At 43.9% G+C, this 24,086-nt stretch carries 27 protein-coding genes and 3 pseudogenes; 16 read left to right on the top strand and 14 right to left on the bottom strand.

The annotated features are described in order from the left end of the window. Positions 1-40: 40 nt before the first annotated feature. From QD47_RS06290 to QD47_RS06270, 4 genes are all read right to left on the bottom strand, one after another. Positions 41-292: a hypothetical protein gene (locus tag QD47_RS06290; RefSeq protein ID WP_044645318.1), complete on the bottom strand. Its 252-nt coding sequence runs from the start codon at positions 290-292 to the stop codon at positions 41-43. A 703-nt stretch (positions 293-995) separates the two neighbouring features. Continuing rightward, the gene (locus QD47_RS06280; RefSeq protein ID WP_044645316.1) at positions 996-1,391 is read right to left on the bottom strand and encodes a hypothetical protein; all 396 of its coding nucleotides are present in this window, start codon (positions 1,389-1,391) and stop codon (positions 996-998) included. A 225-nt stretch (positions 1,392-1,616) separates the two neighbouring features. Then, positions 1,617-1,895, bottom strand: a complete 279-nt coding sequence (locus QD47_RS06275) for a hypothetical protein (RefSeq protein ID WP_044645315.1) — start codon at positions 1,893-1,895, stop codon at positions 1,617-1,619. Between the two features lie 19 nt (positions 1,896-1,914). Continuing rightward, the gene (locus tag QD47_RS06270) at positions 1,915-2,331 is read right to left on the bottom strand and encodes a hypothetical protein (protein WP_044645314.1); all 417 of its coding nucleotides are present in this window, start codon (positions 2,329-2,331) and stop codon (positions 1,915-1,917) included. 184 nt (positions 2,332-2,515) lie between these two features. Between QD47_RS06270 and QD47_RS06265 the strand changes: the two genes are divergently transcribed. Further along, a complete protein-coding gene (locus QD47_RS06265; protein ID WP_044645313.1) occupies positions 2,516-2,959 on the top strand; it encodes an AbrB/MazE/SpoVT family DNA-binding domain-containing protein in 444 nt (147 codons plus the stop codon). A gap of 9 nt (positions 2,960-2,968) precedes the next feature. Here QD47_RS06265 and QD47_RS06260 read toward each other — a convergent pair whose 3' ends face one another. Both QD47_RS06260 and QD47_RS06255 read right to left on the bottom strand, forming a co-directional pair. Then, positions 2,969-3,181 (bottom strand): aspartyl-phosphate phosphatase Spo0E family protein, encoded by a 213-nt coding sequence (locus QD47_RS06260; protein ID WP_044645312.1) that lies wholly within the window; start codon positions 3,179-3,181, stop codon positions 2,969-2,971. A 233-nt stretch (positions 3,182-3,414) separates the two neighbouring features. Further along, complete coding sequence (locus tag QD47_RS06255) at positions 3,415-3,870, bottom strand: hypothetical protein (RefSeq protein WP_044645311.1); 456 nt, start codon at positions 3,868-3,870, stop codon at positions 3,415-3,417. Positions 3,871-4,056: 186 nt separating this feature from the next. Here QD47_RS06255 and QD47_RS33895 point away from each other — a divergent pair, with 186 nt between their 5' ends. Then, the gene (locus tag QD47_RS33895) at positions 4,057-4,221 is read left to right on the top strand and encodes an AbrB/MazE/SpoVT family DNA-binding domain-containing protein (protein ID WP_327204663.1); all 165 of its coding nucleotides are present in this window, start codon (positions 4,057-4,059) and stop codon (positions 4,219-4,221) included. A gap of 121 nt (positions 4,222-4,342) precedes the next feature. On the opposite strand, the gene QD47_RS06250 is transcribed toward QD47_RS33895, so the two are convergent. Next, entirely contained in the window at positions 4,343-4,522 is a 180-nt protein-coding gene (locus tag QD47_RS06250) for an aspartyl-phosphate phosphatase Spo0E family protein (protein ID WP_044645310.1), read from the bottom strand. Between the two features lie 168 nt (positions 4,523-4,690). Between QD47_RS06250 and QD47_RS06245 the strand changes: the two are divergent. Further along, positions 4,691-5,363 (top strand): annotated as a pseudogene (locus QD47_RS06245) (transposase); the annotation flags it as partial. 261 nt (positions 5,364-5,624) lie between these two features. On the opposite strand, the gene QD47_RS06240 reads toward QD47_RS06245, so the two are convergent. Both QD47_RS06240 and QD47_RS06235 read right to left on the bottom strand, forming a co-directional pair. Continuing rightward, a complete protein-coding gene (locus QD47_RS06240) occupies positions 5,625-5,813 on the bottom strand; it encodes a hypothetical protein (protein ID WP_044645309.1) in 189 nt (62 codons plus the stop codon). 141 nt (positions 5,814-5,954) lie between these two features. After that, entirely contained in the window at positions 5,955-6,770 is an 816-nt protein-coding gene (locus tag QD47_RS06235; protein ID WP_044645308.1) for a hypothetical protein, read from the bottom strand. 407 nt (positions 6,771-7,177) lie between these two features. Between QD47_RS06235 and QD47_RS33890 the strand changes: the two genes are divergently transcribed. Next, positions 7,178-7,342 (top strand): AbrB/MazE/SpoVT family DNA-binding domain-containing protein, encoded by a 165-nt coding sequence (locus QD47_RS33890; RefSeq protein WP_327204662.1) that lies wholly within the window; start codon positions 7,178-7,180, stop codon positions 7,340-7,342. Between the two features lie 121 nt (positions 7,343-7,463). On the opposite strand, the gene QD47_RS06225 is transcribed toward QD47_RS33890, so the two are convergent. Next, entirely contained in the window at positions 7,464-7,643 is a 180-nt protein-coding gene (locus QD47_RS06225; protein ID WP_044645306.1) for an aspartyl-phosphate phosphatase Spo0E family protein, read from the bottom strand. A gap of 258 nt (positions 7,644-7,901) precedes the next feature. Then, positions 7,902-9,275 (bottom strand): helix-turn-helix domain-containing protein, encoded by a 1,374-nt coding sequence (locus tag QD47_RS06220; RefSeq protein WP_082067111.1) that lies wholly within the window; start codon positions 9,273-9,275, stop codon positions 7,902-7,904. A gap of 302 nt (positions 9,276-9,577) precedes the next feature. Here QD47_RS06220 and QD47_RS06215 point away from each other — a divergent pair, with 302 nt between their 5' ends. Next, entirely contained in the window at positions 9,578-10,624 is a 1,047-nt protein-coding gene (locus QD47_RS06215) for a hypothetical protein (protein WP_044645305.1), read from the top strand. Positions 10,625-10,654: 30 nt separating this feature from the next. Here QD47_RS06215 and QD47_RS06210 read toward each other — a convergent pair whose 3' ends face one another. Beyond that, positions 10,655-12,214, bottom strand: a complete 1,560-nt coding sequence (locus QD47_RS06210) for an Ig domain-containing protein (RefSeq protein WP_044645304.1) — start codon at positions 12,212-12,214, stop codon at positions 10,655-10,657. Positions 12,215-12,408: 194 nt separating this feature from the next. After that, positions 12,409-15,708, bottom strand: coding sequence for a DUF5695 domain-containing protein (locus QD47_RS06205; protein ID WP_044645303.1), 3,300 nt, complete (start codon positions 15,706-15,708; stop codon positions 12,409-12,411). Between the two features lie 270 nt (positions 15,709-15,978). On the opposite strand from QD47_RS06205, the gene QD47_RS06200 reads away from it, so the two are divergent. The 9 genes and pseudogenes from QD47_RS06200 to QD47_RS33880 form a co-directional block, all read left to right on the top strand. Continuing rightward, the gene (locus QD47_RS06200; protein ID WP_044645302.1) at positions 15,979-16,629 is read left to right on the top strand and encodes a pentapeptide repeat-containing protein; all 651 of its coding nucleotides are present in this window, start codon (positions 15,979-15,981) and stop codon (positions 16,627-16,629) included. Beyond that, the gene (locus QD47_RS06195; RefSeq protein ID WP_044645301.1) at positions 16,629-17,234 is read left to right on the top strand and encodes a pentapeptide repeat-containing protein; all 606 of its coding nucleotides are present in this window, start codon (positions 16,629-16,631) and stop codon (positions 17,232-17,234) included. The genes QD47_RS06200 and QD47_RS06195 overlap by 1 nt, the downstream gene beginning before the upstream one ends. Before the next feature lie 275 nt (positions 17,235-17,509). Then, positions 17,510-18,109, top strand: coding sequence for a TetR/AcrR family transcriptional regulator (locus QD47_RS06190; protein ID WP_044645300.1), 600 nt, complete (start codon positions 17,510-17,512; stop codon positions 18,107-18,109). 97 nt (positions 18,110-18,206) lie between these two features. Beyond that, entirely contained in the window at positions 18,207-18,308 is a 102-nt protein-coding gene (locus QD47_RS32960) for a hypothetical protein (RefSeq protein WP_014599460.1), read from the top strand. A 354-nt stretch (positions 18,309-18,662) separates the two neighbouring features. Continuing rightward, on the top strand, positions 18,663-19,118 hold the full coding sequence (locus tag QD47_RS06185) for a MerR family transcriptional regulator (protein WP_044645299.1): 456 nt from the start codon (positions 18,663-18,665) through the stop codon (positions 19,116-19,118). 41 nt (positions 19,119-19,159) lie between these two features. Continuing rightward, positions 19,160-20,371 (top strand): MFS transporter, encoded by a 1,212-nt coding sequence (locus QD47_RS06180; RefSeq protein ID WP_044645298.1) that lies wholly within the window; start codon positions 19,160-19,162, stop codon positions 20,369-20,371. 27 nt (positions 20,372-20,398) lie between these two features. After that, positions 20,399-20,827 carry a universal stress protein gene (locus tag QD47_RS06175; protein ID WP_044645297.1) on the top strand — a complete coding sequence of 143 codons (429 nt, stop codon included), beginning with the start codon at positions 20,399-20,401 and terminating at the stop codon, positions 20,825-20,827. Positions 20,828-20,875: 48 nt separating this feature from the next. Next, positions 20,876-20,989: pseudogene (locus QD47_RS33885) on the top strand (aldehyde dehydrogenase family protein); the annotation flags it as partial. Next, a pseudogene (locus tag QD47_RS33880) lies at positions 20,989-21,081 on the top strand (aldehyde dehydrogenase family protein); the annotation flags it as partial. The pseudogenes QD47_RS33885 and QD47_RS33880, both read left to right, overlap by 1 nt. Positions 21,082-21,438: 357 nt before the next feature. On the opposite strand, the gene QD47_RS06170 reads toward QD47_RS33880, so the two are convergent. Further along, positions 21,439-21,903 (bottom strand): AbrB/MazE/SpoVT family DNA-binding domain-containing protein, encoded by a 465-nt coding sequence (locus tag QD47_RS06170; protein WP_044645296.1) that lies wholly within the window; start codon positions 21,901-21,903, stop codon positions 21,439-21,441. Positions 21,904-22,158: 255 nt separating this feature from the next. Between QD47_RS06170 and QD47_RS06165 the strand changes: the two genes are divergently transcribed. Beyond that, the gene (locus tag QD47_RS06165; protein WP_044645295.1) at positions 22,159-23,478 is read left to right on the top strand and encodes a helix-turn-helix domain-containing protein; all 1,320 of its coding nucleotides are present in this window, start codon (positions 22,159-22,161) and stop codon (positions 23,476-23,478) included. A 202-nt stretch (positions 23,479-23,680) separates the two neighbouring features. Further along, entirely contained in the window at positions 23,681-24,052 is a 372-nt protein-coding gene (locus tag QD47_RS06160; protein ID WP_044645294.1) for a MerR family transcriptional regulator, read from the top strand. The last annotated feature ends 34 nt before the right edge of the window (positions 24,053-24,086 follow it).

Genomic DNA, 24,086 nt, shown 5'->3' with positions numbered 1-24,086 from the left:
GGAAAGCCTTCCTATCAACAAGGAAGGCTTTTTTTCTGATTCAGCTTTTTTCGCGCCAACGTTTCAATAAAAAAATAGGAAGGGTTACAAACAAAATTGCAAAGGCTACAATGATCCACCACTGAGGGTCAATGATATACAACACGACTCCGATCAGCAGGACTGTTGTTATTATGGAAATTCTCACTTTCAACATTGTTCTCTTACTCACCCTAGCTTCTAATTTTGGCAGCGTTATGAGGGCAATTGCAGCCAATGCGGCAAAAAATATGGAGGTGAATGAATTATACATAATATCAGCTCCTATAGGACTTACAATAGTTCAACGTTTTATTGTGGAGGCACGTGTAGGTTATTGACCACCCATAGGTTTAAAAAGAAACAGAGAATAAAGATTGCTAAAATGGCTCCGACAATGATTAAAATAGTTTTCTTATTCATTTTCCAAGTTAGATTCTAAAAACTCGATTCCCACAGTATCTATCATTTTAAAATCCCCCTTCAATGCACAGTAAGTACGATTATAGAGCAAAGTCAACTATCCCTCAGCCATTTTTTGAGTGACTTCTATTTTTACTCCAGCTATACAGGATGCGAACGATAACGACTGCACATCCAACAATAAGGACTGTTGTATGCCATGTCCACGCCTGTAGTCCGCTAAGGAATACAGGAGTTATACCCAAAGCGACTGCAAAAACAAGTCCTATAATGGTTACTATATCTGGGGCTTTGCTGTCCTTTCCTCTAGATCTCTTAAAGATGTTAAACAGTAAGCTGCCAGCAAGGATTAAAACAAGGACAACAAATAAATAGACATTCATTAAATCACTCCTTAGTTACTTGTAATATCGTAGTAACCGACATGTAAATTGAGGGTTACACCTCGTCCCTGGTTGTTGGCTTCGATGATAGCGGCTGGCAAAGTCGTTCCTTGTAATCCAGGCACTGCCGCCATTAAAGCAAAGACCAGAGACGATGTGGACTGTATATTTTTAGCTTATAATTAAAAATAAAAGCGTAACTGTTATCAGAGTTAGATATATACTAGAAACCAGTTTTCCCATTTCAGCTCCAAATGCTTTAGGATTTTTATATCCAATGATTAAACTGGGAATAAAGAAAATAATGGATAGAAAAAGGGTGTAGTGAAACCCAGTATTATTAACACTGTTAGACCATGCGGGCAATCCTAAAAGGGAAAGCAACTGATCCCCCAATATGTAGTTGCCAAATTCAAAAGAAACAAGCATACCAAGAAGAGATAAAAGCAGTGAAAGTGATCCCCAACCTACTTTTTTTTCGTTTTTCTTTAGAAAATTGAATATAATTAGTAAAATCGCAATGGCTTGTATGCTGTATGTCAATATTGATGAAAAAGAATGCTCCATGAAGGACCTCCTTGAAATTATTTGTCTATGTATTATATGAAGTAAAGTCTACAAACAATACTGGTGGCCCTTAAAGATGTGTTAGAAGCCACCAGTAAAAACTAATTTATTGTTACATAATGAGAGCCAGTTACACTTTCACTGTATACTGTCCCAACACCTTGAAAGAAAATAACTAAACTATATCTTCCAGAGCCCTTTGTTAGCCACTTTTTGTTGTAATAGCTATTTTTTTGTTTTATTATCTCTGCCTTTTCTCCAGCCATACAGGATGCGTCCAATAACAAGAGCAGAACCAAGCACAACGACTGTATAGTGCCAAGTCCACTCTTGTATGCCACTGAGAAAGACAGGAGTGATGCCTAACGCCAGTCCGATCACTAATCCTATAATTGTTACTACATCAGGCGCTTTACTACCTTCTCCTTGTCTTTTCTTAAAGATATTAAATAGTATGTTGCCAGCAATGATTGCAATAAAAAGGACAAGCAAATATATATTCATAAATTATGATCCTCAGTTCTTAGTTACTTGTTACTTCGAAGTATCCGGGGTGAAAATTAATAGTTACACCTCTTCCGTTATCGTTAGCCTTCAACCGATTTAGCACCACCGAAACTCCAGTAGTAAGTATCACCGATGGTACGATTGTTCCTTGCAAGCCGGGGATTGCGGCAAGAATTGCAAATACAAATGCAGAGGTGTCCCTTGTGTTTTCGATCGCTTCAATTTGGTGCTTCGTCTCAGCGTTCGTGAGAGTTAGCGCATAACCCCACCAGTACCAATTACCGTACATATTCGTACCAATCTCTTTGTAGTTAGGGTTTGTGACAAGTTCCCCATTTTTTGTTTGCAGAATCCCATTTTTAAGTTGTTCATTTACAGATTCAACAGCTTTAGAGTAGTTATCAAAGACCTTTTCGCTAACCACTTCTTTCATTACTAAACACAACCGTAACATAGATAAGGAATCATTCGTATAATTATTTTGAATAAAATGTAAAATCATACTAAGGTACCATACTACCACATTTATCCTTTCGTTTATAAAATTTCTCTCATCAAAGGCATATATTTCTATCTTTATGAAAATAAGGATTATATGTCTTGGAGGGGTGTATACTTTGAATGACGCGGCAATGAAAAGAAATTTAGATAGCCTAGGGAGAGTTGTAATCCCAGTGGAAATAAGAAATCGATTGGGTATCAACAAGAATACAGAAATGGAGTTTTTCATAACTGAAAGCGCTATTGTTATGCGTAGATCAGAAAGTGAATCATGTCTCCTATGCGGGGAAAACAAACAACTCATTCGCTTCAAAAAATCTTATGTATGTATCTACTGTGCAAATGGCCTCAAAGGGTACCCAATCCCAGAAAATCAGCTACCTTCTACATCAGAAGATATTCAAAATGTATCTGATGCACAAATGGTTAAGCTCCTGTTAGACCTCATGAAACAATATCCCGGTGCTTCCATGAAAACCTACGCGCAGCTATTGAAGATTTCACCAACTTATGTCTCTTTCCTTAAAAGTAAGACGACTGAATTAGATCCCCCTAAGTAAGACTAGGTGTTACAATAAATGGGCGAGCGACCTCACCACAAGTTTCTCGCCCAGTCGGTTGCATTTAGGCAATCGGCTTTTTTCATGTCTATAATAAGTGTATTGATATTGATTGATAAGTTCGTCCAGAACCATTGATTGTTTGAGTACACTAGCGTGACCAAAGCCATGTTTATTTTGGAGATCATACAGTTGTTGTCTAGCTACTTCTACCGCAAACACAAAAGACCTCCTATAATTAAGGAAGTCTTTTGTGTTTGACCGCTGTGATAGGACCTACAATAATTCAACTGTAAGTACGAAAAAGCATAAAGTCTAGTCCTATGGTGTTACGTTAGTAACAAGCTGAGAAATTCCTACAATAACCAAGAAAATGTAGATTAAAACAATTCCCAAAACAGAGAACCCTACAATCTTCCATACTTTCTTCTTATTCAATTCAGAACCCCCAACGGTTAGTTAATGTCTCCCGGGTACTGACCAGTAGTACCCCAAGCTTCGCCTTCAACTTTGTTACCGTTGGCTCTGAATTGAATTACGTATTCCCCTGAAGGCATCCCATTAGGGAATGAACTAAGACTAGTCCACGTTAATGTGTCTCCTTTGCCAACAGTTTTATAGATATATTCTTTCCCGTTACCCTGCAAGCTCCAAGTGAGATTTGATGTTCCTTCATTCCGAACTTTAATCTTTACATGTCCATAACCTTTTTTAACAGTTAAGTCCATCGTCGGACTTGTCCCACCAAGAACCTCATGTACCTCTTGGCCAGTTTGTTGGATAACTATACCTCTACCATCCTTCGATACTTTGATTCCCGCAGTAGGAGCAGCAGAAGCTGCCAGTGGAGCTACTGCCGTAAGAGCTAAGACACCCGTAAGAATTACTGCTGTGTTTTTCAATTTTAACATACTAACGCGTCCTTTTCTATTTTTTGTATTGCCACACAACATTAACATATATAAGGTATCATTTGTATTTTTATACTGAAAAAAATGTAAAATGATACTAAAGCATTATATTACCATATTATCCTTTATATTATAAAATTCCACTCATTCAAAGCCTATATTACTATATTTATTAAAATAAGGATCATGAAAATTGAAGGAGTGAACACATTAAGTGACGCGTTAATGGTAAGAAATTTAGACAGTTTGGGGAGAATTGTGATCCCTATAGAAATAAGAAGGCGACTTGGCATTAACACGGATACTCCAATGGAGTTTTTCACTACGAAGGATTCCATCATAATGTATTAAGTAGGTAACTTATGTACATTTTCTCAAAAATAAATCGGAGGAGTGATGTCTTCACTCAGATTATGCACTACATAAAAGGTGAGTAGTACCACCAAAGGTTACTCACCCCAATCTGCTACATTTAAACAGTCGGATTTTTTTTACGTCTATAATAAGTGTATTGATATTGATTGATAAGTTCGTCCAGAACCATGGATTGTTTGAGTACACTAGAGTGACCAAAGCCATATTTATTTTGGAGATCATGCAGTTTTTGTCTAGCTGCTTCTACATGGTGACTCAAAACGTTGTCGGTTTGCATCACAGTTCCCCCTTTGTACTCTTATTTTAGGGATTCATGTGGAAACCATCGAAAAGTATGGGTTTGGTAAAATATCACACAAAGAAAAATCCTACTCCAAGAGTACGTCCAGATTGTCGAGAAAGTCTCGACAGCCTTCTTTATGTCCAAATTATTTAATACGACACCGCCGTAGCTGAAGACCGGAAAGAGCATGGAAAAAAGCCCTGAAACCCAGAGAGGAAGTGAACGAGGAGAAAGAAATAAAAGTGAGCAAGACCGATCCAGACAGCGGATATATGATTCGGGATGGCAAACCGGAGGGCTTCTTTTATCTGGATCACCGCACGGTGGATACCAAATACAATCTCATTACCGATGTGCATGTCACGCCCGGAAATGTCCATGATTCCGTGCCTTATTTGTCGCGTTTGGACCGTCAGCAAGAACGTTTTAAATTTAAGGTCGAAGCCGTAGCCTTAGATTCGGGTTATTTAACTACACCGATTTGCCGAGGATTACAAAGCCGAAAGATTTTCGCCGTCATTGCTCACCGCAGGTTTCATCCCAAGCAAGGATTGTTTCCAAATTGGCAGTTTACCTTTGATGCTGAGCGTAATCTCTATATTTGTCCGGCGAGTCACGAATTAAATACCGGACGACAGACCGCAAGGGATACCGGCAATACGCTTCCAATTCAGAGCAGTGCAAGACCTGTCCTTTGCTAGGTCAATGTACGCAATCCCAAAACCACCGAAAGGTGGTGACCCGACATGTTTGGGAGGACAGCAAGGAATGGGTGCGGAACAACCGCCTCAGTAAATCTGGCAAGCAGTTGTATCGCAAACGAAAAGAGACAATTTGAAAAATTCATAATAGAAAACATTCATCGTTAAAAGAGCAATTCTGGCACACTTTTTTCAACGGCGTCAAACCTTTTTTTAGCTGACCGAGAAGTTATTCCGCCTATCGGCGCGGTCGAAGAAAAACCGCCATCTCACGTTGAGGAAGCGGTTCGATTCGTTATTTGCTTGTATATCTTCATCGTATTATCACGACCTTCTTTCCAACCGAGATGAAATAAGAAGTGAAAGAGCTTGAAGTTGTTGCATTTGTCTCCTATCTATTCCTGCTTGTTTTTGTTATCTGCTAATCCATCATTTATATTAAGAAGAATGCCTATTATGATAGATCCATAGAAATAAAGTGCACTAGCGTTTGGTCCTTCAAAAATATTAAAACCCATTGCCCCAAAAATCCAAGACAGTACCCATACACCAACGAAGGTGCCAATAATATAGATTGCAATCATAACTGTTCTCCCTTCAATTCATGATTATCCTTATATAATATACCCAATTAAAGGATGAAGATATGTTTGTTTCGTAATAATAAATCCTCCAACCATTCTATGAATGATTGAAGGATTTATTCGTTATGATTCTAAAAACTTTTAAATCGTAAAATTAAAGCGACCATAATAGTCAGTTTGGCCAGACCCACTAAAGGAGATAACTCCATAGCTTAACGCAATGCCTGTAGTGAATGTAGGCACGGTTCTATGTGAATATCCTACTGCAATAGCTGTATTAATCCCTTTGGATGAAGTCGCATATCTTAATTCTTGACGTCCCCAGCCACTTTGAACTGTAGTACTCCCGCCAGCTTTCATATCTACAAGCCAAGCAGTACCGCTGACTTCTTCTTTATCAACTGGACTCGAATAAGTATTCCCATCCACAGTATGTTGTCCATTTGGGGTACCTGTAGGAGTAGCATTAGACTGCCAAGCCATTGCTAAATTATCTGTGTAAAAATTAAATGGACTGCTAGGCCATCTATAAGTAGCATAAACTTGATAGACTCTTTCCCTTCCGTTGTTAGATGTGCCTGAGTACACAGCATAACCGGAAATATTAGGAGTTGCACTTGCAGCAAGCTGATTAGTAGCAACTTGGTCAGTTACTATATTTCCTTTCTCATCAGTAATGGTAACAGTAGTGTCCAATTCTTGAGCAGCTACCTTTTTGCCGTCTTTAGAAGAAATATCTCTTTTCATCTCAATTGGCAAAGTAGAAATTTCGGTTGTTTTAAATCCCATTTCTTGCAAGTGCTCATCAAGTGTACTCTCGCTAACAGATGAGGCATCGGATAATGCAGGAATAATCCCCTGATCGACTTCATTGCTTGCTTGAGCGCCCACTGACGTTAATAAACTAAAAAACATAAATAGCGACAATAATCCCGAAAACACACTTTTTTTATTCAATGTTTAATCCTCCTTGAGTTTTTTTGAAAGCTCTTACATGTTTCAAAATTATAGTAACAGGGAACAGCTTGGGCATAACGGCCAACATATCGATGTAGGACAAAAAATGAAAAATACGACACGCAGATTGCAACAGCCTTTAACAGGTTTTTCACATTATCATTTACCAATTTTCTAGTTTCTTCTTTATTCAAAAGAAGAATATCACCTTGTCTGCATTCGTATCACCATCCCTTATATTTGTTTTACTACCTTACAAACGTACCATATATAAGGAATCTTTTATATAATTTTTTTGAATAAAATGTAAATTGATACTAAAGTATCATATTACCACTTTTATCCTTTCGGTTATAAAATTTCACTATCATAAGGCATATATTACTATATTTATTAAAATAAGGATCATGAAAATTGAAGGAGTGAACACATTGAGTGACGCGTTAATGGTAAGAAATTTAGACAGTTTGGGGAGAATTGTGATCCCTATAGAAATAAGAAGGCGACTTGGTATTAACAAGGATACGCCAATGGAGTTTTTCATTACGGAGGATTCCATCATCATGTATTGAGTAGGTAACTTATATACATTTTCTTAAAAAGAAGTCTGAGGAGTAATGTCTTCACTCAGATTATATGCTATATAAAAGGCGAGTAGCGCCCCCAAAGCTTACTCGCCTAAATCCGCTGCATTCAAACAGTCGGTTTTTTTCCATGTCTATAATAAGTGTATTGATATTGATTGATAAGTTCGTCCAGAACCATGGATTGTTTGAGTACACTAGAGTGACCAAAGCCATATTTATTTTGGAGATCATGCAGTTTTTGTCTAGCTGCTTCTACATGGTGACTCAAAATGTTGTCGGTTTGCATCACAGTTCCCCCTTTGTACTCTTATTTTAGGGATTCATGTGGAAACCATTGAAAAGTATATGTTTGGTAAGCGTTCTATATATTCCAAAGAGAAAAGACGTACTCTAAGAGTACGTCCCTTAATTCACTTTATCTAAAATGGGTTACATTTCGCCGTGATGATTCGGTTGATAACTGGGCTCTTTATCTTGAAATTGTAAGGGGACAGTTACAAGGGATACTAATATAAAGCTGGTTACTAAAAAGGTTAACAGTATTTTACACTTCATCTTTGTTCACCTCATTAATGATATTTTTGTACGCTGTCTTTGTATCAGATGACGCATAATCATGATAAGACTCAAACAGGCTCATACATTTAATTATATACGATTTATTATTGATTAATGTGGATTTTTCCAAACAACTTAATAAAAATCTAAAGCCATCAGTAAATCTTCCCTTGGTCAAATAATAGGCGGATAATTCCTTTGAAAAATGTATAAAACGCTCTGTTATGAATCGTTGAGTATAAAAGCTTTCAACTTTTTGTTGCTCCAGATAAGATGAAATATCTGCTTCGAATTGCTTTAAAATATCATCTACATCAAAATGATATCGGTTGGCAGCCTCAAGGATGTTATCAAGCGCGGGGAGAACCTCATCTTTTCTTGAAGAAATATAAGCTACATAATCGGGAAGCACGTTCCTGTCGCCCGAAAGAAGCTTATTTACATGCATATTTACTACTGCCCACTCCTCATAATTCTTTTTCCATTTCAAGGTTTCTTCATCCGTATCCGTTACCCAGCTTAAATTTGCATATTTTTTAATATGCTGAAGTCCCTTTTCATAGTCTTTCCTCTCGTCATAGGCTTGTGCGCGAAGTAAATGTGAGAATGCCCAGTAAGCAAACAAAGGGAAGCTGGGCTGCCTTGAATTTTCTTTTTTCACACGATGCTGCTGTTTGCTCAATTTGTATTGAATCTCAGCCTTTTCTCCCAAAGCTTTAGCGAAAAATTCCACTTTGTCCCATTTGCGTAACGAACGATATGTATTCGCTAAAGCCTTTAAACCATCTAGTTGGTCTAGTTCGTCCAAACGAACAACGTAGGTTCCAAACTGCACGGCTGCTTCATAGTTTTTTTCCTGGTCCTCCCCTTGCCTGCTCTGAAATAGGCGGTACTGACATAGAGCCAAGCGCTCCGAGTGCTGCTTATTCTCACTTAGTGCCACATTTTCATAAAGTATAGCTGCTGCCTCATACAAACCGTCTTCAAATAGTTTCTCAGCAAGCTCAAATAATGGAGTAGCATAGCCCAACTTATCCAATAACATATCTACAACTTGCTGTATACAATCCAATTTATTCAATTTTGCACAACTTTCCAAAAAAGGACTCATTCTTCGCCAGTTAGGGTCGGCATCGGCCAAGTACTCAGAAATATAGTGCTCATAATAATAACCAATAGGGTATCCCATCGTTTCTGTGATTCGATCCAATTGGTAGACTGAGAGCTTGCGATTTCCATTGACGAAGCCGCTAATTGTGCCGGGATTCATATTGCATGCCCTGGCAAAATCGCTAACACCTAATTTTTTTTCTTTCATGTATTTCATCAGTTCTGCGAGTATCGTGGTTGTATTGGACAAAATAAACCACCCCTTTAAATAAATAGGATATCAATCATTTTAAAATAAGAACATCAAAATCAAATGGTAAAATGTCAGTTTCGGAAATGAGTATACCATCTTTTGGGATATTTTTGTATACCTTTCAATGGTTTACTTTATATATACATAATAATTTTTGGGATTTTTCGAATTCAACTAATCTTACGGCGTTTGGTAGTGCAGCGGTCCATTTGAATCTGCAACAGCGATCGTAAGATCAAATGGAACGCGGAGCGGCCACAGCCATACAATATTTCATCTGAATGTCAAAGGGGATGATTATGTTGGCTACCTTCTCGGCCGCCCTTCAAGTGAAAAAGCGGATGGCCAAGCAAGTCTTAAAAATGTCCGGTGTCCACGGCATCGGCGTAGGGTATAGGGACCCTGCTCGTCCCAAAAGGGGGGCCGCTGTCATTGTGTACACAGATCGGCTGGCCCCGGCCTCTACCGGACTTCTGTCGGCCACAGCACTAGGCAAGCAAACGAGTGTTCCTGTCCGGATTGTAAAGTCTGGAAAGATGAAAGCCCATGCTACGGACTACATGACGCGTATACGCCCGGTCATCGCCGGCTACAGTGTCGGGACGATTGAAGGCTCCGGTACGACCGGGCTGATCGTTGCCCCAACTGGAGCGCCGGCTACACGTTATCTTTTCAGCAATAACCATGTACTCAATCCCTCCAATACAGACAATCGGGAGGCCACGCTTCAGCCAGGCGGAGCAGATGGGGGGACGGATACCCGAGATCGTATAGGGCGGTTGTATCGTTATATACGCCTGAACCCAAAGGGAACCAATTTCATTGATGCGGCTCTTTCCTTGTCGACCCGCAACAGCATGCTCAGTCCGCGTTACGCTACGGTAGGAGTTGTTCCCGGGCATGTGACCGCTTATCGTGTGGGAGAAAAATTCAAAAAGGTGGGACGAACGACCGGGGTGGTGAATGGCACGGTAGAGTCTGTCTATACGGATTTGCAAATCAATTACGGCGGAAGCTTGGGGCTGCTGACCTTCCAGGATCAGACCGTTATTAGAGGTACCACCCCTGTATCTCTGCCCGGGGATTCCGGCTCTGTCTGGCTCAGACGGTCGGATAATTATGCGGCTGCGGTCAATTTTGCAGGCACGGCAGACGGTCGTCTGTCCATTGCTTTCCCGGTACAGTGGTTCATGCAGGCGTTTAACACACGGGTAGCCCGCCCCGTCGGGGCAGGCCAGGTGCGCAGAGTAGATACAGGATCATCCCCACGCTCTTATACAAGGCAACTCACCAGCAAGGAATTGGCACGCTTACAGCCAAGAACAACGCGGATTAAAAAGAGCTAATACCCCGCAAGTGAAATCATAGTCGCTTTCTCACAAACCAATTGTAAAGCTGCGTGTGAATGGCTTCGCCAACTCATCATAATCCCGAAGCTCTATCGTAAAGGTGTAGCTGCTCTGCGACTGGCTGGTGGATACGGTGCCGCTGATCGTTCCGGTATAGCGGTCGAGTATCAGTCCGGTCGGCAGATTGCCGCTTTTCAGTGTCCAATCGTAGAAGGGGACACCACCCTTGGCTGTCAGTTTTTGGCTGTAGCTTTGTCCTTTGACGGCTTTGGGCAAGGAGGCTGTGACGATTTCCGGTTCGAGGAAAGGTGTCAGCTTGCGGTTCAGCTTCCAGCCTGCTTTCTCGGCTATGAGCAGCGTCAGCTTGTTCAGCATCCAGCGGCGTACCGGGAATTCTGCCACCCAGCCTGCGCTTTGTCCGCTGAGACGGTCCCAGTATTGCCGATCCGCCGGGATGTGATAGCTTCCATCCAGCGGAACCCGGACGCCTTGGTACGCTTCAACGACAGAATCGGCGCCGCCGCTGCTATGATAAGCCTGCATCCCCGACCATGTATCACTGAAAGCGACGGCATGGCCGAACTCATGCATGATGAGTCCGTATACGTCTGTCACCTGAGTCAGATCAGTTTTGTACCAGTCATCATCATTCAGCGAGGTGAACACCTGAGCATCTGGATAAAAATCCAGTGCGGTTCCCAGCGAACGATGAATGGGACCCGGAATCCGGACGCCGTTTTTGGTGTGGTAATAACCACTGTTACCAGGCCATCCAGTCGAATAAGGGCCATCGATACCACGCAGGAAAATCCATTCTCCATTATAAGGAGCGTTATTCGTGCCAATCGTATGCCCGTTCCAGTCGTTGTTCGGAATATAGTTGCGTTCAGCTCCGGCGGGAACGGTATCGAACGGCTCGACATCGAAGAAGTAAAACCAGTCCTTAATCGCCTGCTCGGCTGCTTTGCGGATACCTGCATCATCAAAATAGTGATTGACCGTATCGTAGCGATAATCGAACACCAATGGGAATTTGGTATCCTGATTATCGTCCTGATCCCATACCCGGATCGGAATGGTATGGGTCCGTGTGGCCCCCGCGCTGTCTGCAATGGTGAGGGACAGCGTATAGTGCTCAATCTCGTCCGGGCCACCGTTGCGGTCAGGTGCAACCTCCAGCTTAAAATCCTTCCTCTCGGATGCATTGTTAAAATTCAGCACCTTCGTAGCGCCAGTGGCAGATAACGTACTGGGCAGATTCATCATAAGCCGGGACGTTCCCTGCGCCTTAAGCGTGATGCTGATCGGATACGCCGCACTGGCAGGTGGCTTCACGGTCAGATTGATGAACGGATTGGCGATATAGCCTTGCCAATCCACCAGTTCAACGCCGTACCAGTTAATAATCCGTCCGAAGCGGTCAATCACCTCGGCATCGCTGCCAATCGCTTGCGGGGATACGCCGGAACCCGAGACTTGTGCGGTTTCTGTTTCAAGGAGAGCCTCATTTATCGAAGCAGAAGCAGTACCGCATGAATCACAGTCAACACTTGCCAACAGGGGTGGTCTTGCATGTTCTTTACACATGGCGGAATCCTCCTCATAAGCCGGACGGCCTCTAAACCGGGCAGCAACAAGGCTTCCACGTGAGCCGCCCGACTTTTTACTCAAATGAATAGGGCATAAAACATTCATAGCGTGAATGATTCACGATACAAATCATTCACGGCACGAATCATTCATAACTTAAACAGTTAATGGCATAAAATAATTACATCCGTTTAATCTGCCCCTTCGGCATACGAACTGGCTACCTTTTTATGGCCTGCAACAGCGTTGCTTACCGAGGCCAAGCTGCGAATCTCCTGAGCTGTCAGCGCTCTGTTGTAGATGATCAGCTCATCTACTGCCCCGTTCAGATAAGGATCATCAAACTGGGATTTTCCAATATAGTTCCGGTCCGTCAGCCCAAGGCTGGACGGCTTTAACGTCATGTTCGTGTTGCGCGTGGCCTCCACACCGTCTACATACATAACCCCTGTATTGCCTGACAGCGTCACGGCTACATGCTTCCAGACCCCTGTAGCCAGCTCAGGGGCGTTCAACTGCTGCTCCTCTCCGTTGCCCGAGACGGTGATGGCAAAACGCATACCTGTCCCTTCGGCCTTGGGTGCCAAAAACATATACCGATCCGTGCCTGCTCCAAAATCAAACAGGCGGGCCCAGCCGTTATGGGTGTTCACCCGTACCCAGGCCGCAATCGTAAAATCGTTAACGCTGCTGACCAGACCAGCTGGCAGGCTGGCATAGGCGGCTGTTCCGTTTAAGAGCAGAGCATTGCCGTTCCGTCCAACGCCCCACGAGCCGCCGTTCACATTGGCCTGCTGCCCATTGCCTGACAAATCGGCTGCGGTAGACCCGCTTGTTTCATTAAAATCATAGTGGGCTACAACGTCTCCAGTTGGAGTCGGATTACCTGAGCCTGTCTGAATACGAATATCGTAGGAGGCCGCCGTACCGATATTCAGTCTGACCGTAGCCACTGAACCGTTAACAGCCGTGACGGAGCCGGTTTTCGTTCCGTCTACGAGCACGTCATACGTACCTGCGGCCAGTCCGGTTAAGGTCAGGATGGTGGAGTGGGCTGTGCCCGTTGTTGTATTTTTCAGCGTCAGCCGGACGTTATTTTTGGATTTGGCCACGATAGCCGAGGTGTATTGGTCCCGATTCAGTTCCAGACTCAGCTTTTGGGAGATCAGATGCAGCCGCTGGAGCACACCGTCCTTGGGAGTGATCGTATAGCTGTTACCGCTTTCTGTAACATCACAGCCATAGCCATACAAGCCGAAAATGGGATCGACAGCAACATCCGAGCTTAGAATTTTAATCGCTCCGAACAGCCCCAAATCCGCTTCTCCAGACATGCCACGCCAGCCATTGAAGAGTGGGCCGCCGTCCAGACCAAGAGCGCCGTAATTGCCCTTACCCGCCTGATACGTCCACGATACTGCACCGATATTGGCTGGATCGGAGCTGATCTGTCCCGAGTTAATGGCCCCGATGTTAGCGAGCTTGGCGGCATAGGACAAGCGTTGATCTACTTCGGGCTTGGACGAATAACGGCGTGTCCAGTCATCCATCGCGTAGCCTGCCAGCGAGGTGGTGTACTGGAAGTTCCACCAATTCTCCCCGGTAATCGTGACCGGATCGGCGTAGTAGTACCACACAGGCATATGACCGCGTGCGGCGCGTGTTTTGGCATTGATTTTACTCATCATCGTCGTATTGCTGTTCATTTTGGCGAGCGTATATACCGCTTCTTCGCCTGTATTGTCATAGTTATACTCGGAGCCGTAGGGATAGGTGGTGTTTTTGAAATTGTTGTACTTGGTAGCCATCTTGGCGATCAGATCGTTAGCCTCGGTGGTCAAGCCTTCTTCCTGAAGCGCTTTAATAATATCCGGCGTGGTCAGTTCACCCATGAGACCCGTGTTCCAGTTGTAGGCAACAGGACCTTCATACAGCGCCTTGAAAATACGGTAAGCACGTAGCAAATACGTGTTTTTACTATTGCGGTAGCTAATCAGGTTCGGATACAGCTTGGCGAGCTTATACATGCTGAAAAACGTGTTGTAAATATGCGGATAGGCATAGCCCCGGTACGTCGGTGTTGTGTTGGGCTGTGGCATCAGGAAATCGGGAACCAGATAATCGGTATGATGGCCTTCCATCAGATTTGTCCAGACGGCAACCTCCAGATAATCATCGACTGCTTTAATCTCGGATGCCACGGGCTTCTGAACGTTTTTCTCAGCCAGAAACTGGCCATGAGTGAATCCCCAATCGTCGCCCCAGCCCCAGTAGCCTGCAAAGCTGTTGCGCTTGGCCTTATATTGCATCATCCAGTCGTCAAACACCTTGTCCCGCAGGTCGCCTGGCAAGTTCCACTGGGTACTGTTGATCATGAAGGTAGAGTGGCGCTGAAGTGCAGCGTCGACTGGCTCGATGGCATAGAACTGGAGAACGGTTTTTTCGCCGTTGCCATAGTTCACAGTAATATTGTTGTGCCCCAGACGTCCCAGTGCAAGCTCATATATTTTATGATTTGTGGGGGCTGTTTCCAGATAACTGATGGTGGTTTCAGATGGATACTGTGCTGTGACAGAGGTAATGGATTTGCTGGTATGCAGATCGAATTTAGCCTTGAGATTCGTCGGGAAAATCATGCCCGGAACCACGGTCACATCTACATGTCCCTCGCTGTACAGCCTGTCCTTTACCGCCTGCTCGTCCGCTACCTTGTAAAATTTAAAGGCATACGTTTTGCTTTCGCCTGGAGCCAGCGACAGACTGGTGTTGGAAAGATAGCCACGGTTGGTGCTCTTGATGACATTGGAGTGGATATAGAACACATTTAGTCCTTCGGACCAGCCACCTTGCTCCATAGCCCACATGCTGCCCGGGTGCTCCTCGACTCTCCAATGATCCTGATATTCGAGACCTGCGCCTGTAGAGGAATCAGGGACAAGCAGCAGATAAGGCCCGATGCCGCTAGGCCGTCCAGCGGTAATAAAAGAACTGTTATGCCCTACAAAGGAGTGGGAAAGTACCCTTGTTTCATAGATTTGTTCGTTATTGCCGCCGGACCAATACTCGTTAAACGGCAGCGGAAGCCCCCAATCTCCGATTTCGAGCGTTTGATTGGAAGTGTTCGTTACTTTCATCTGCCAATGCAGGTAATCGTTAACCAGCGAATACGTTTCATTTAATGTAAAATTACGTATTCCCTGATTGTTTGACGAATTTTGATACGATACCTGAACACTACTGCCGGATGAGGTGATCTTCCGTGCATCCGCAGAATTGCTTGTCCATGCCCGAGTCCACGCCCCGTTACCGATACGGTAGGTAAACATGAGTTCACCAAGCCACTGATGATCCGCCGTATTCTGTTTGGGTGCGTTGGAGCTGTTCATGACATAGTTCGTATTGAATGTGTCTCCTACCAGACGTAAGGAAGAGATATCGCCGTAATCTCCGACTGAGATAGAGAACACATTATTGGATAGCTGTACTGCCATGCTATCAACCTCCTTAAAAAAGGTTCGTGAGTATACTCACAACGCTAATATATGTGACAGACATGCTTTTGCTACGCTATGTGTGGAGATTGATAGAAAATAGATTCGTATATTAGGGTGCATAGATGACAGATTCGAAATCCGGTGACCCTCTGGGTAGCGCGGCTTTTCTCATTTTACAGGTACGTGTATAAAGCCATTGTTACTGCGCTGCATCATCATATAAACTGGACATATGCCGGAATAAGCATTCAGAAGGTGGAGATAGCTATGGAAATTAAGATAGAGTTGCCGAAAATTCCTTCAGACTTACCTGTATTAACCGATGAAATGTACTCCTTGCGATCCAAGGATGAGTTTAGCACGGGGTCTGTAGAGGATATGACCATGGATAATGTGGAAGCTGCCAGGGTTTCGTTGGAGAAGATGGTTTTTAAAAATGTTACGATTATGGAATCGTCCTTGCCGGAAAGTGAATGGACAGATGTTATTTTCGATAAATGCGACCTGTCCAATATTAACTTTTCCGGTTCTTTTATTCACCGGGTAGAATTCAGAAATTGCAAGCTGCTCGGAACAGACTTCTCCAGAAGCAGACTCCAAAATGTTCGTTTTCTGGATTGCTTAGGAGATTATTCGATGTTTCGCTTTGCCAATTTCAAACAGGTTGGTTTTGAGGATTGTTCATTAATCAGTGCCGATCTTTATCATTTGACGCTACAAAAAATCTTTTTTACCCGTTGCAATATGGATCAGGCCATGCTGTCAGGGTCCAAGCTCAAGGGGGTTGATTTGAGCGATTGCGAATTCGATGGACTACAGGTGGATATTGAAGACCTGGATGGGTGCATGATCTCACCGCATCAAGCTTCGTCTTTTGTAGGTTTGTTAGGGCTAGTCATTAAAGAAGGGGGCCACTGATGGTGCAGTATCAGGAGCAGCAATATGAGGGTATTAATTATAGTAGGGAAGATTTAAGGGAAGGTGAATTTATTCGTTGTACCTTTGAGCGTTGCACCTTTACGAATGGTTCGTTGGAGGAAATCATGACCAGCGAATGTCGTTTTATCGAATGTGATTTTCAAGGGGCACTGTTGAACGGTTCCATTCATACTGAATCGGCTTTTATAAATTGTAACTTTATTGAAGCCAACCTGTTCGTCTCCAAATTCAGCAATTGTAAAATGACGGGGTCAGACTTTTCAAAAGCAAAAATAGACGGCATTACGCTCGTTCAGGGGGATTGGTCTTATACCAATTTGCGGCAGGCCCGGCTGGAAAAGCAGGATTTGAGAGGAGTACGCTTTTATGAAGCGGATCTCTCGGATGCCAATCTGCAGAAGGCAGACCTCAGAGATTGCGACCTGACCAGAGCTATTTTAGCTCATGCCAAGCTACAGGGAGCCGATTTACGTGGTGCTAATATGGATGGAGTTGATTTTAAAGCACTTGTTGTCAAAGGTGCACGAATGGATCGAGATCAAGCTCTATCGTTCTTGCGCTCGTATGGTGCGAAGGTCGATTGAGGCGAAGGTTCCACTCAACTGCTGCATTTCACACTGGAACACGTCGTAACGTGATCTGTACATCCGGGTCATCTGGCGTCATTATTTATGCTCGCTCACGGTTTAATTGGTTAATACTACCTTAAAGGGAGATGCCCTTAAATTTTCAAAACCTTCATTTCTTCTGTATTAGGACTTTTGAAGGACAGATATATATCATCCTCAAGCCCGTTGTTCTTACCGCAAAGGAACTTTATAATACGATAGATTTGTGTAGTAAGGGGGCAAAAACCGTGATGAGAGCAGGAGTCAGAAGTCGGGAAGGTCGACGGTTGTTACTGGAGGCAGGGGCTGAGGAGTTCGCTCAGACCGGTTTTTATCAGACCAAGGTAAGTTCGATCGCGGCGCGTGCGGGATTGACGCAGCCGGATTTTTATATTCATTTTGAGAGTAAGGAGCAGATGTATGAGGAGCTTGTTGAGAGCTTCCGAGTGTTGGTGAATGAGACGGTCCAATGCATGAAGGTGGAACCGGATCAAAGCCAAGCTGAAATTTTGAGCCGGGGACAAGTGTTTCTGGAATCCGTTTTTCGTATGCTATCCAATAATCCGGCGATAACCCGTGTCGGATTTTACCAGGCGGCAGACTCGGTGCGTATCAAGGCAGAAATGGCAGGTCATATTAAAAAAAATCTGCTTGCTGCACAGCGATGGGGCTCTTGCCGTGAGGAATTGGACCCGGAGCTGACGGCGGAATGCGTCGTTGGCTTGATTGAACGGTTGACGTTAACCAAATTACTGACTGGACGCGAAAGTCCATCCGTGCTTGCCAAGCAGACACGAAACCTGCTGTATCATGGCTTGCTGACGCATGATGGAAACGGAACCAAAGCTTAAAAGACCTACATTTGGGCGGGAGGAGCGGCATCTGTACCTATCATGGCTGGCATCATACGCATAAGATGCTTTGTAAACCATGAAGGGAGGAATCAGCATGTCTGGAGTAGGCGCTGGTTATGGAGCTTTCACATCTACAGGAGCGATTCTCGTACTTTTCATTTTGCTCGTTATCATCTCTAAAGCATTCGTTATCTAATTCGTTGCTAAACAATCTGCATTCGAGCGATTTGTTTGTAATCAACGAAGAGAGGAGGAAGTTGAGATGGGTGAAGTAGACAGAGGTTGTTGCGGTGGTGGCTACGGCATGTGGACTTCCACTGGTGTGATTCTGGTACTCTTCATTTTGCTGGTTATCATTACTCGCACTATCTTCATCTAAATTCTAAATCATGGGCTTGAGCGCCGGTGCTTCGGGCCTAGGGCTATGCAAGCCGGAACAGGAACCGTCTCCAATAGGAGCGGTTTCCTTTTTTTTCTCCAAAGTTAACGTTGACGTTAACGTTATATAGGAGTAGTGTTTATATATAAACTTTTTCATAAGGAGGGTGTCATGGCTACGTATAAAATTGACGAGGTTGCCAAGCAGTGCGGTTTGACCAAGCGAACCATTCGTTATTATGAGGAAATCGGTCTGTTGCCCTCCCCGCAGCGCAGCGAAGGGAATATGCGGCTGTATACGCAGGAGGATGTGGATTTACTGAAAAAAATAGTAAGTGCCAAGGAGGTGCTTGGCTTTTCCTTGCAAGAGCTTCAGCGTTACATATCCGCAGCGGAAATGCTAAAGGGCCAGCGGGAGGAATACCGTGAGCGAACAGATAAACTGCTTCCTGCTGAGCGCAGGGACATGCTGGAGGATATGGAAGGTACACTGAACGAACAGTTAGAGTTGATGGAGGGGAAAATCAACAGCATCCGTATGCTCCAGACCGAGCTGGAGGAGCTGCGGGTCAGGGTTCGTGAGCGAAAAGTTCTGCTTGATAAGGAACTTGGCAGCGACCCGTCATAAGCGAATCATTTTACATTTAGATTTGGAGGTTACATCCTATTATGAGTTCACAACACGCATTACCTGATGAGTTAAAAAAACAGGCAGGCTTGCTGTCTCAGCCCAAGGCGGTATGGGCGGTTGCTTTTGCCTGCGTTATTTCATTTATGGGACTGGGATTAGTCGATCCTATCCTTCCGGCCATCGCCGATCAGCTTCATGCCACCAAGAGTCAGGTGTCACTGCTGTTCACCAGCTATAATCTGGTGACAGGCGTAGCTATGCTGATTACGGGCGTAGTGTCCAGCCGATTGGGTGTCAAATGGACGCTGCTGACCGGGATATTGTTGATTATTGTGTTTGCCGGGTTGGGAGGTACAGCCGATACGGTTGGCGGGATTGTGGGCTACCGGGCAGGCTGGGGTCTGGGGAACGCCCTGTTTATTGCAACGGCGCTGTCCGCCATTGTTGGTCTGTCCACTTCGGGAACAGCCAAAGCCATTATTTTGTATGAGGCGGCACTGGGTCTAGGGATTTCGGTCGGCCCGCTGCTTGGCGGTGAGCTAGGCTCCATTTCTTGGCGCGGTCCGTTCTTCGGTGTAGCTGCGCTGATGGTCGTGGGATTTTTGTTCATTACATTTATGCTGCCTTCGATTCCGAAGCCTAAAAAGCGCGGTTCGATTGCTGATCCGTTCAAAGCGCTCACTTATCCTGCCTTGCTAACGCTGGGCATTGTGGCTTTGTTGTATAATTTCGGATTTTTTACGCTGATGGCGTATTCTCCATATGTGATGCATTTGGACGAGCACGGTTTGGGCTATGTCTTTTTCGGCTGGGGGATTATGCTGGCCTTTACCTCGGTGTTTGTAGCACCGAAGATTCAAGCACGCTTTAGCGTGGTATCTTCCATTAGTGTCATGCTGACGCTGTTTGCCATTGATTTAGGCGTTATGGCGATAGGAACGGTCGCAGGATCACCGAAGACTGTCATTGTTGCGGTGATCGTGGCTGGTATTTTTCTGGGGATTAACAATACATTGATCACAACGGCTGTGATGCAGGCAGCTCCGGTGGAGCGCTCCACGGCATCTGCGGCTTACAGCTTTATGCGCTTTTTGGGTGGGGCAATCTCGCCGTGGCTTGCAGGGAAGCTGTCCGAGTGGTATACGGCGGAAACTCCATTTTATTTTGGCGCATTGATGGTACTGCTGGGTGTAGTGGTACTGATCGTACGTCGTCGACATATGCAGGATATACAGATTGATGCTCACTAAGAATGAACTTCTGAGGAGGAAAAGAGTATGAGCGAATATAAACATATTCTGGTCGCGATTGATGGCTCGGAACATGCTATGAAGGCGCTGGAAGCAGCCAAGACGTTGTCCAAACAGCTTCAAGGGGATCCGCATCTGACCGTATTGCATGTGAATCCGGCTTTATCCATGAATGAGCCCCCGATTGGGGTGGATGTGGATGAGCGAATGGAGGAGGAAGGGCGTCATATATTGGAGCCAGCATCCGACTTTTTGAAGGACGAGGGTATTTCGTACCGTATGCTAACGGGTCATGGTGATCCGGCGAGTATCATTTGCCAAAGTGCAGAGCAGGAGCAGGCGGATCTGATCATTATGGGAACACGAGGCAAAGGGCTCGTTTCGGAAATGATACTGGGCAGCGTCAGCCATCATGTGATCCAGCATGCACCTTGCCCTGTGCTGACGGTAAAATGAACGGTAGAATAAACGTTAATATAGGGAGAAGGAGACAATAAGCATGCAGCAGAGGAAGCCAAAGCTGCTATTCAGGCGGCATCTGATGCCCGCGCTGAAATGCGGGCTATGCCTGCGCATCAGCGGTCAGCCATCTTGGAGAAGCTGGCTGATCTGTTGGAGGTGGTGTGAAGCAAAGCGGCACCGGACGCGAAGGTGTAAAATATGCTATGGAAGAAATGCTGGAAGTGAAGCTGATCGTTATTAAAAGATAAAGCTACTATGTAGGCCAGTGTAATATGTACTGTTAAATGATGAAAAAAGCCTGTCTGAAAAGGGACGGAGATACGCATGATGCGTATACCTCCCCAGATCAGCCGGGCTTTTTTAGTAGTGATATCAGCGAAAAATTTTCCGAACAGCATACAAAATAACACTAGATACAAAGAACCGCCGGATACGGGCTCTTTCGCCTGAATAATATCATCCGGTGGTTCTTTATGCCTAGTATGAAATTCTCGCCATGGTCATCCATTGTTTTTTGTCGGTTAGCTATGATGTTTCGTAATACAGTTCAAATGTAATGTGCATGGGATTGGTGATGTATACCTATGTAGGATAGCAAGCTGTAGTTATAGCATTTTTTTGAGCTGGGATATACGGGCTTGGGAAACCTCAAGTATCTTTGCATATTCGTGCTGTGCTGCATTGGGTTGCTTCTGCATCAATTCTTTTAGGCTTTCGATCATCTGTTGCGTTGATCGACGCAGACGTTTGGATTGCTTCAATGGCCTTTCCCTGTTGGAGAAAGTCGATTTGGACGGCCTGGTGATAGGGCTGGAATTCGTACCATTTTTCAAATCACGAATACATTCCCCACAAATAAAGCTGTCTCTAAAATAAGTCAATTGCTCCGCCGAACCACACATTTTACACGTCACCCCGGTATATTTTCGTAAGGCGAGAATACCCGTTTCCTCATCAGCAAAAATCTCAACAGGATCACCCATCTTGTAATCCATTGAAATTCGCATCTCTTTGGGAATGACGATACGACCTAACGAATCTAAAGGACGTGTCATACCTGTACTTTTCAAATGATAACCTCCTTTTTTTATATCCTTATAATACTAAATGAAGAGGAGAAAAAAGAATAGGCTTAGAGAATCAATCGCATATATTAAGTAAACTGTTGAAAAGTATACAAAAAAATTCTATAAAATGGTATACTTTTTTTGTAGAAAAAACAACATTTGTAGCACAGCTTGCATCTAATACCAGATTGTAATCGGATTTGTGCCACAGAGCAGTAACGTAACTTTATCCTATGAACGTTAAAGGGGTTGTTTATTGTGAACCATACAACCACGATTCGAGCAGAGCTTGATACATACATGAAGACAAACGGACTGAACATTACCCGACTTGGACGAACAGCAGGACTAAATGCAGGTACGGTGAGTACCTTGGTAAATGGAAATCGTACGTTTTCCGTCGATCAACTGGATCGGATTACGGCAGTTATGGGACATCCCAGAGGGCATTTTTACAAGCAATATATACAGGAATATTTAACGGATATCACCCCTAACTGGCGGAGGGTAAGACCTTTTTTGTATAATTGCGCCGAGTTGGACAAGCTGGACTGTATTCAGCAAATGGCCGATTTGTTAATGGACAATCTGGTGTATTCCGTGTTGCTGTTTAATGTGGCGGAAGACTTCTTCAAAGACGGCAAACATGCGGCGGCAGCCATTCTTTACGAGAGTGTAGCGATCAGCGAGAGAAAGCAATATTCGGAACAACTGGCCCTTTGCCAGTATCGTTTGTTTACAATTAACATCGGAGATGACCAAAACCAAAATTTCGAGGCAGCATGCCATTTTCATCCCTTCGTAGAGCGGCTTGATGAAATAGACCAGCTTGATGCGCTGAAAGATCTGGCAAATGTGTATCGTTCCTTGCGTCAGTGGGGGAAGGTTGATAAGACAGTCCAAAAAATGCGGAATAAAGCGAAAATTCAATACTCCCTGGACCATCGTCAGCATAAGCGAAAGAAAAAGGACCTTCACAAAAAAGCGAGCCGACCCATGTTTGTATACATCGCTTACGCTGATTTGTTATGCGCAAGTGTTTGTGAAGCACAGGGGGATTATAAGCAGGCATTACAACATACTTACGCGTACGCTGATTTAAGCTGGGTTAAAGAGACGGACGAGGATACGCAGCATTGGATAAAGTTGTTCCAGCATTGGGCACAAGTTAATATCTATGTAAACAAGCTTTTATCTGGAGATGTAAGTGTGCTCTCTGATTATGTAGAGTATATTTGTGCTCCTCCGGATAAATCCGAAAAAAAATTGGTTACAGAGCTTTTGAATATTATGATGGCGGCTAACCGCTATCAAATAGATGTAGATGATGTACTTCAACGATTTGAAACGGAGATTGATTCTATTACCCAACATCAACCATCTGCGGACATGTACGAACATGGTTTTAAATACTTACTGGACGTTTTGTCTAAATCATTTACGATAAATCACGAAGCCTTTTTTATCAGGTGTGTAAGATTATTTGAGAGTTTTCATGATTTTGCAGATGATCAGACCTATTTAGACTTCGAAAGTCTAGTGAGGGAAGGGCAGAAAGAAAAATTATTTTATTATTAGTAGAACTCAGTTCATTGCCTTGGATTAACGCTCTCGTGATCAAAGAAGTTAACATTACAATGTCATTTGTTCTAAGACCAGCTCTCTGAGTTGGTCTTTTTTAGTATGTTTCTCATTACTTTGCACTCTTTTCTATGAAAACCTATACTTATAGTTAAAGCTAACTTTAAGAACTACAACAAAAACGAGGAGGAGAATGACCATGTACTCCATCAAAGAAGTTCAAATCAAAAGTGGATTGCCCGCATCAACACTTCGTTATTATGAAAAAGAGGGGATATTACCTGAAGTGGGGCGGGATGAGGGTGGAAGAAGAGTATATACGGAAAAACAAATTGACTGGTTAAGGTTTGTTATGGCTATGAAAGATACGGGGATGACGATTGAAGAGATTAAGGCATACCTTGAGCTTAATGCGAAAGGCGAAGCCACCGTACATGAAAGAAGAGATCTTCTCGTAGCTCATAAGAAAAAGGTAGAAGAACATATGGCCCAAACACAACACAATTTGGAGAAAATCATTCAGAAGATTGCCTACTATGATCAAGTTGTTATGGGAAAAAGCTTCTCTTAACCAAGCATTTGATGCAAAGGTAAAAAAGCCAAAG

Origin of the sequence: Paenibacillus terrae (assembly GCF_000943545.1) — a bacterium.
In the GTDB taxonomy this organism is placed as follows: domain Bacteria; phylum Bacillota; class Bacilli; order Paenibacillales; family Paenibacillaceae; genus Paenibacillus; species Paenibacillus terrae_A.
The sequence above is the reverse complement of the archived record's forward strand: the minus strand, read 5'-3'. Positions and strand labels throughout refer to the sequence as shown.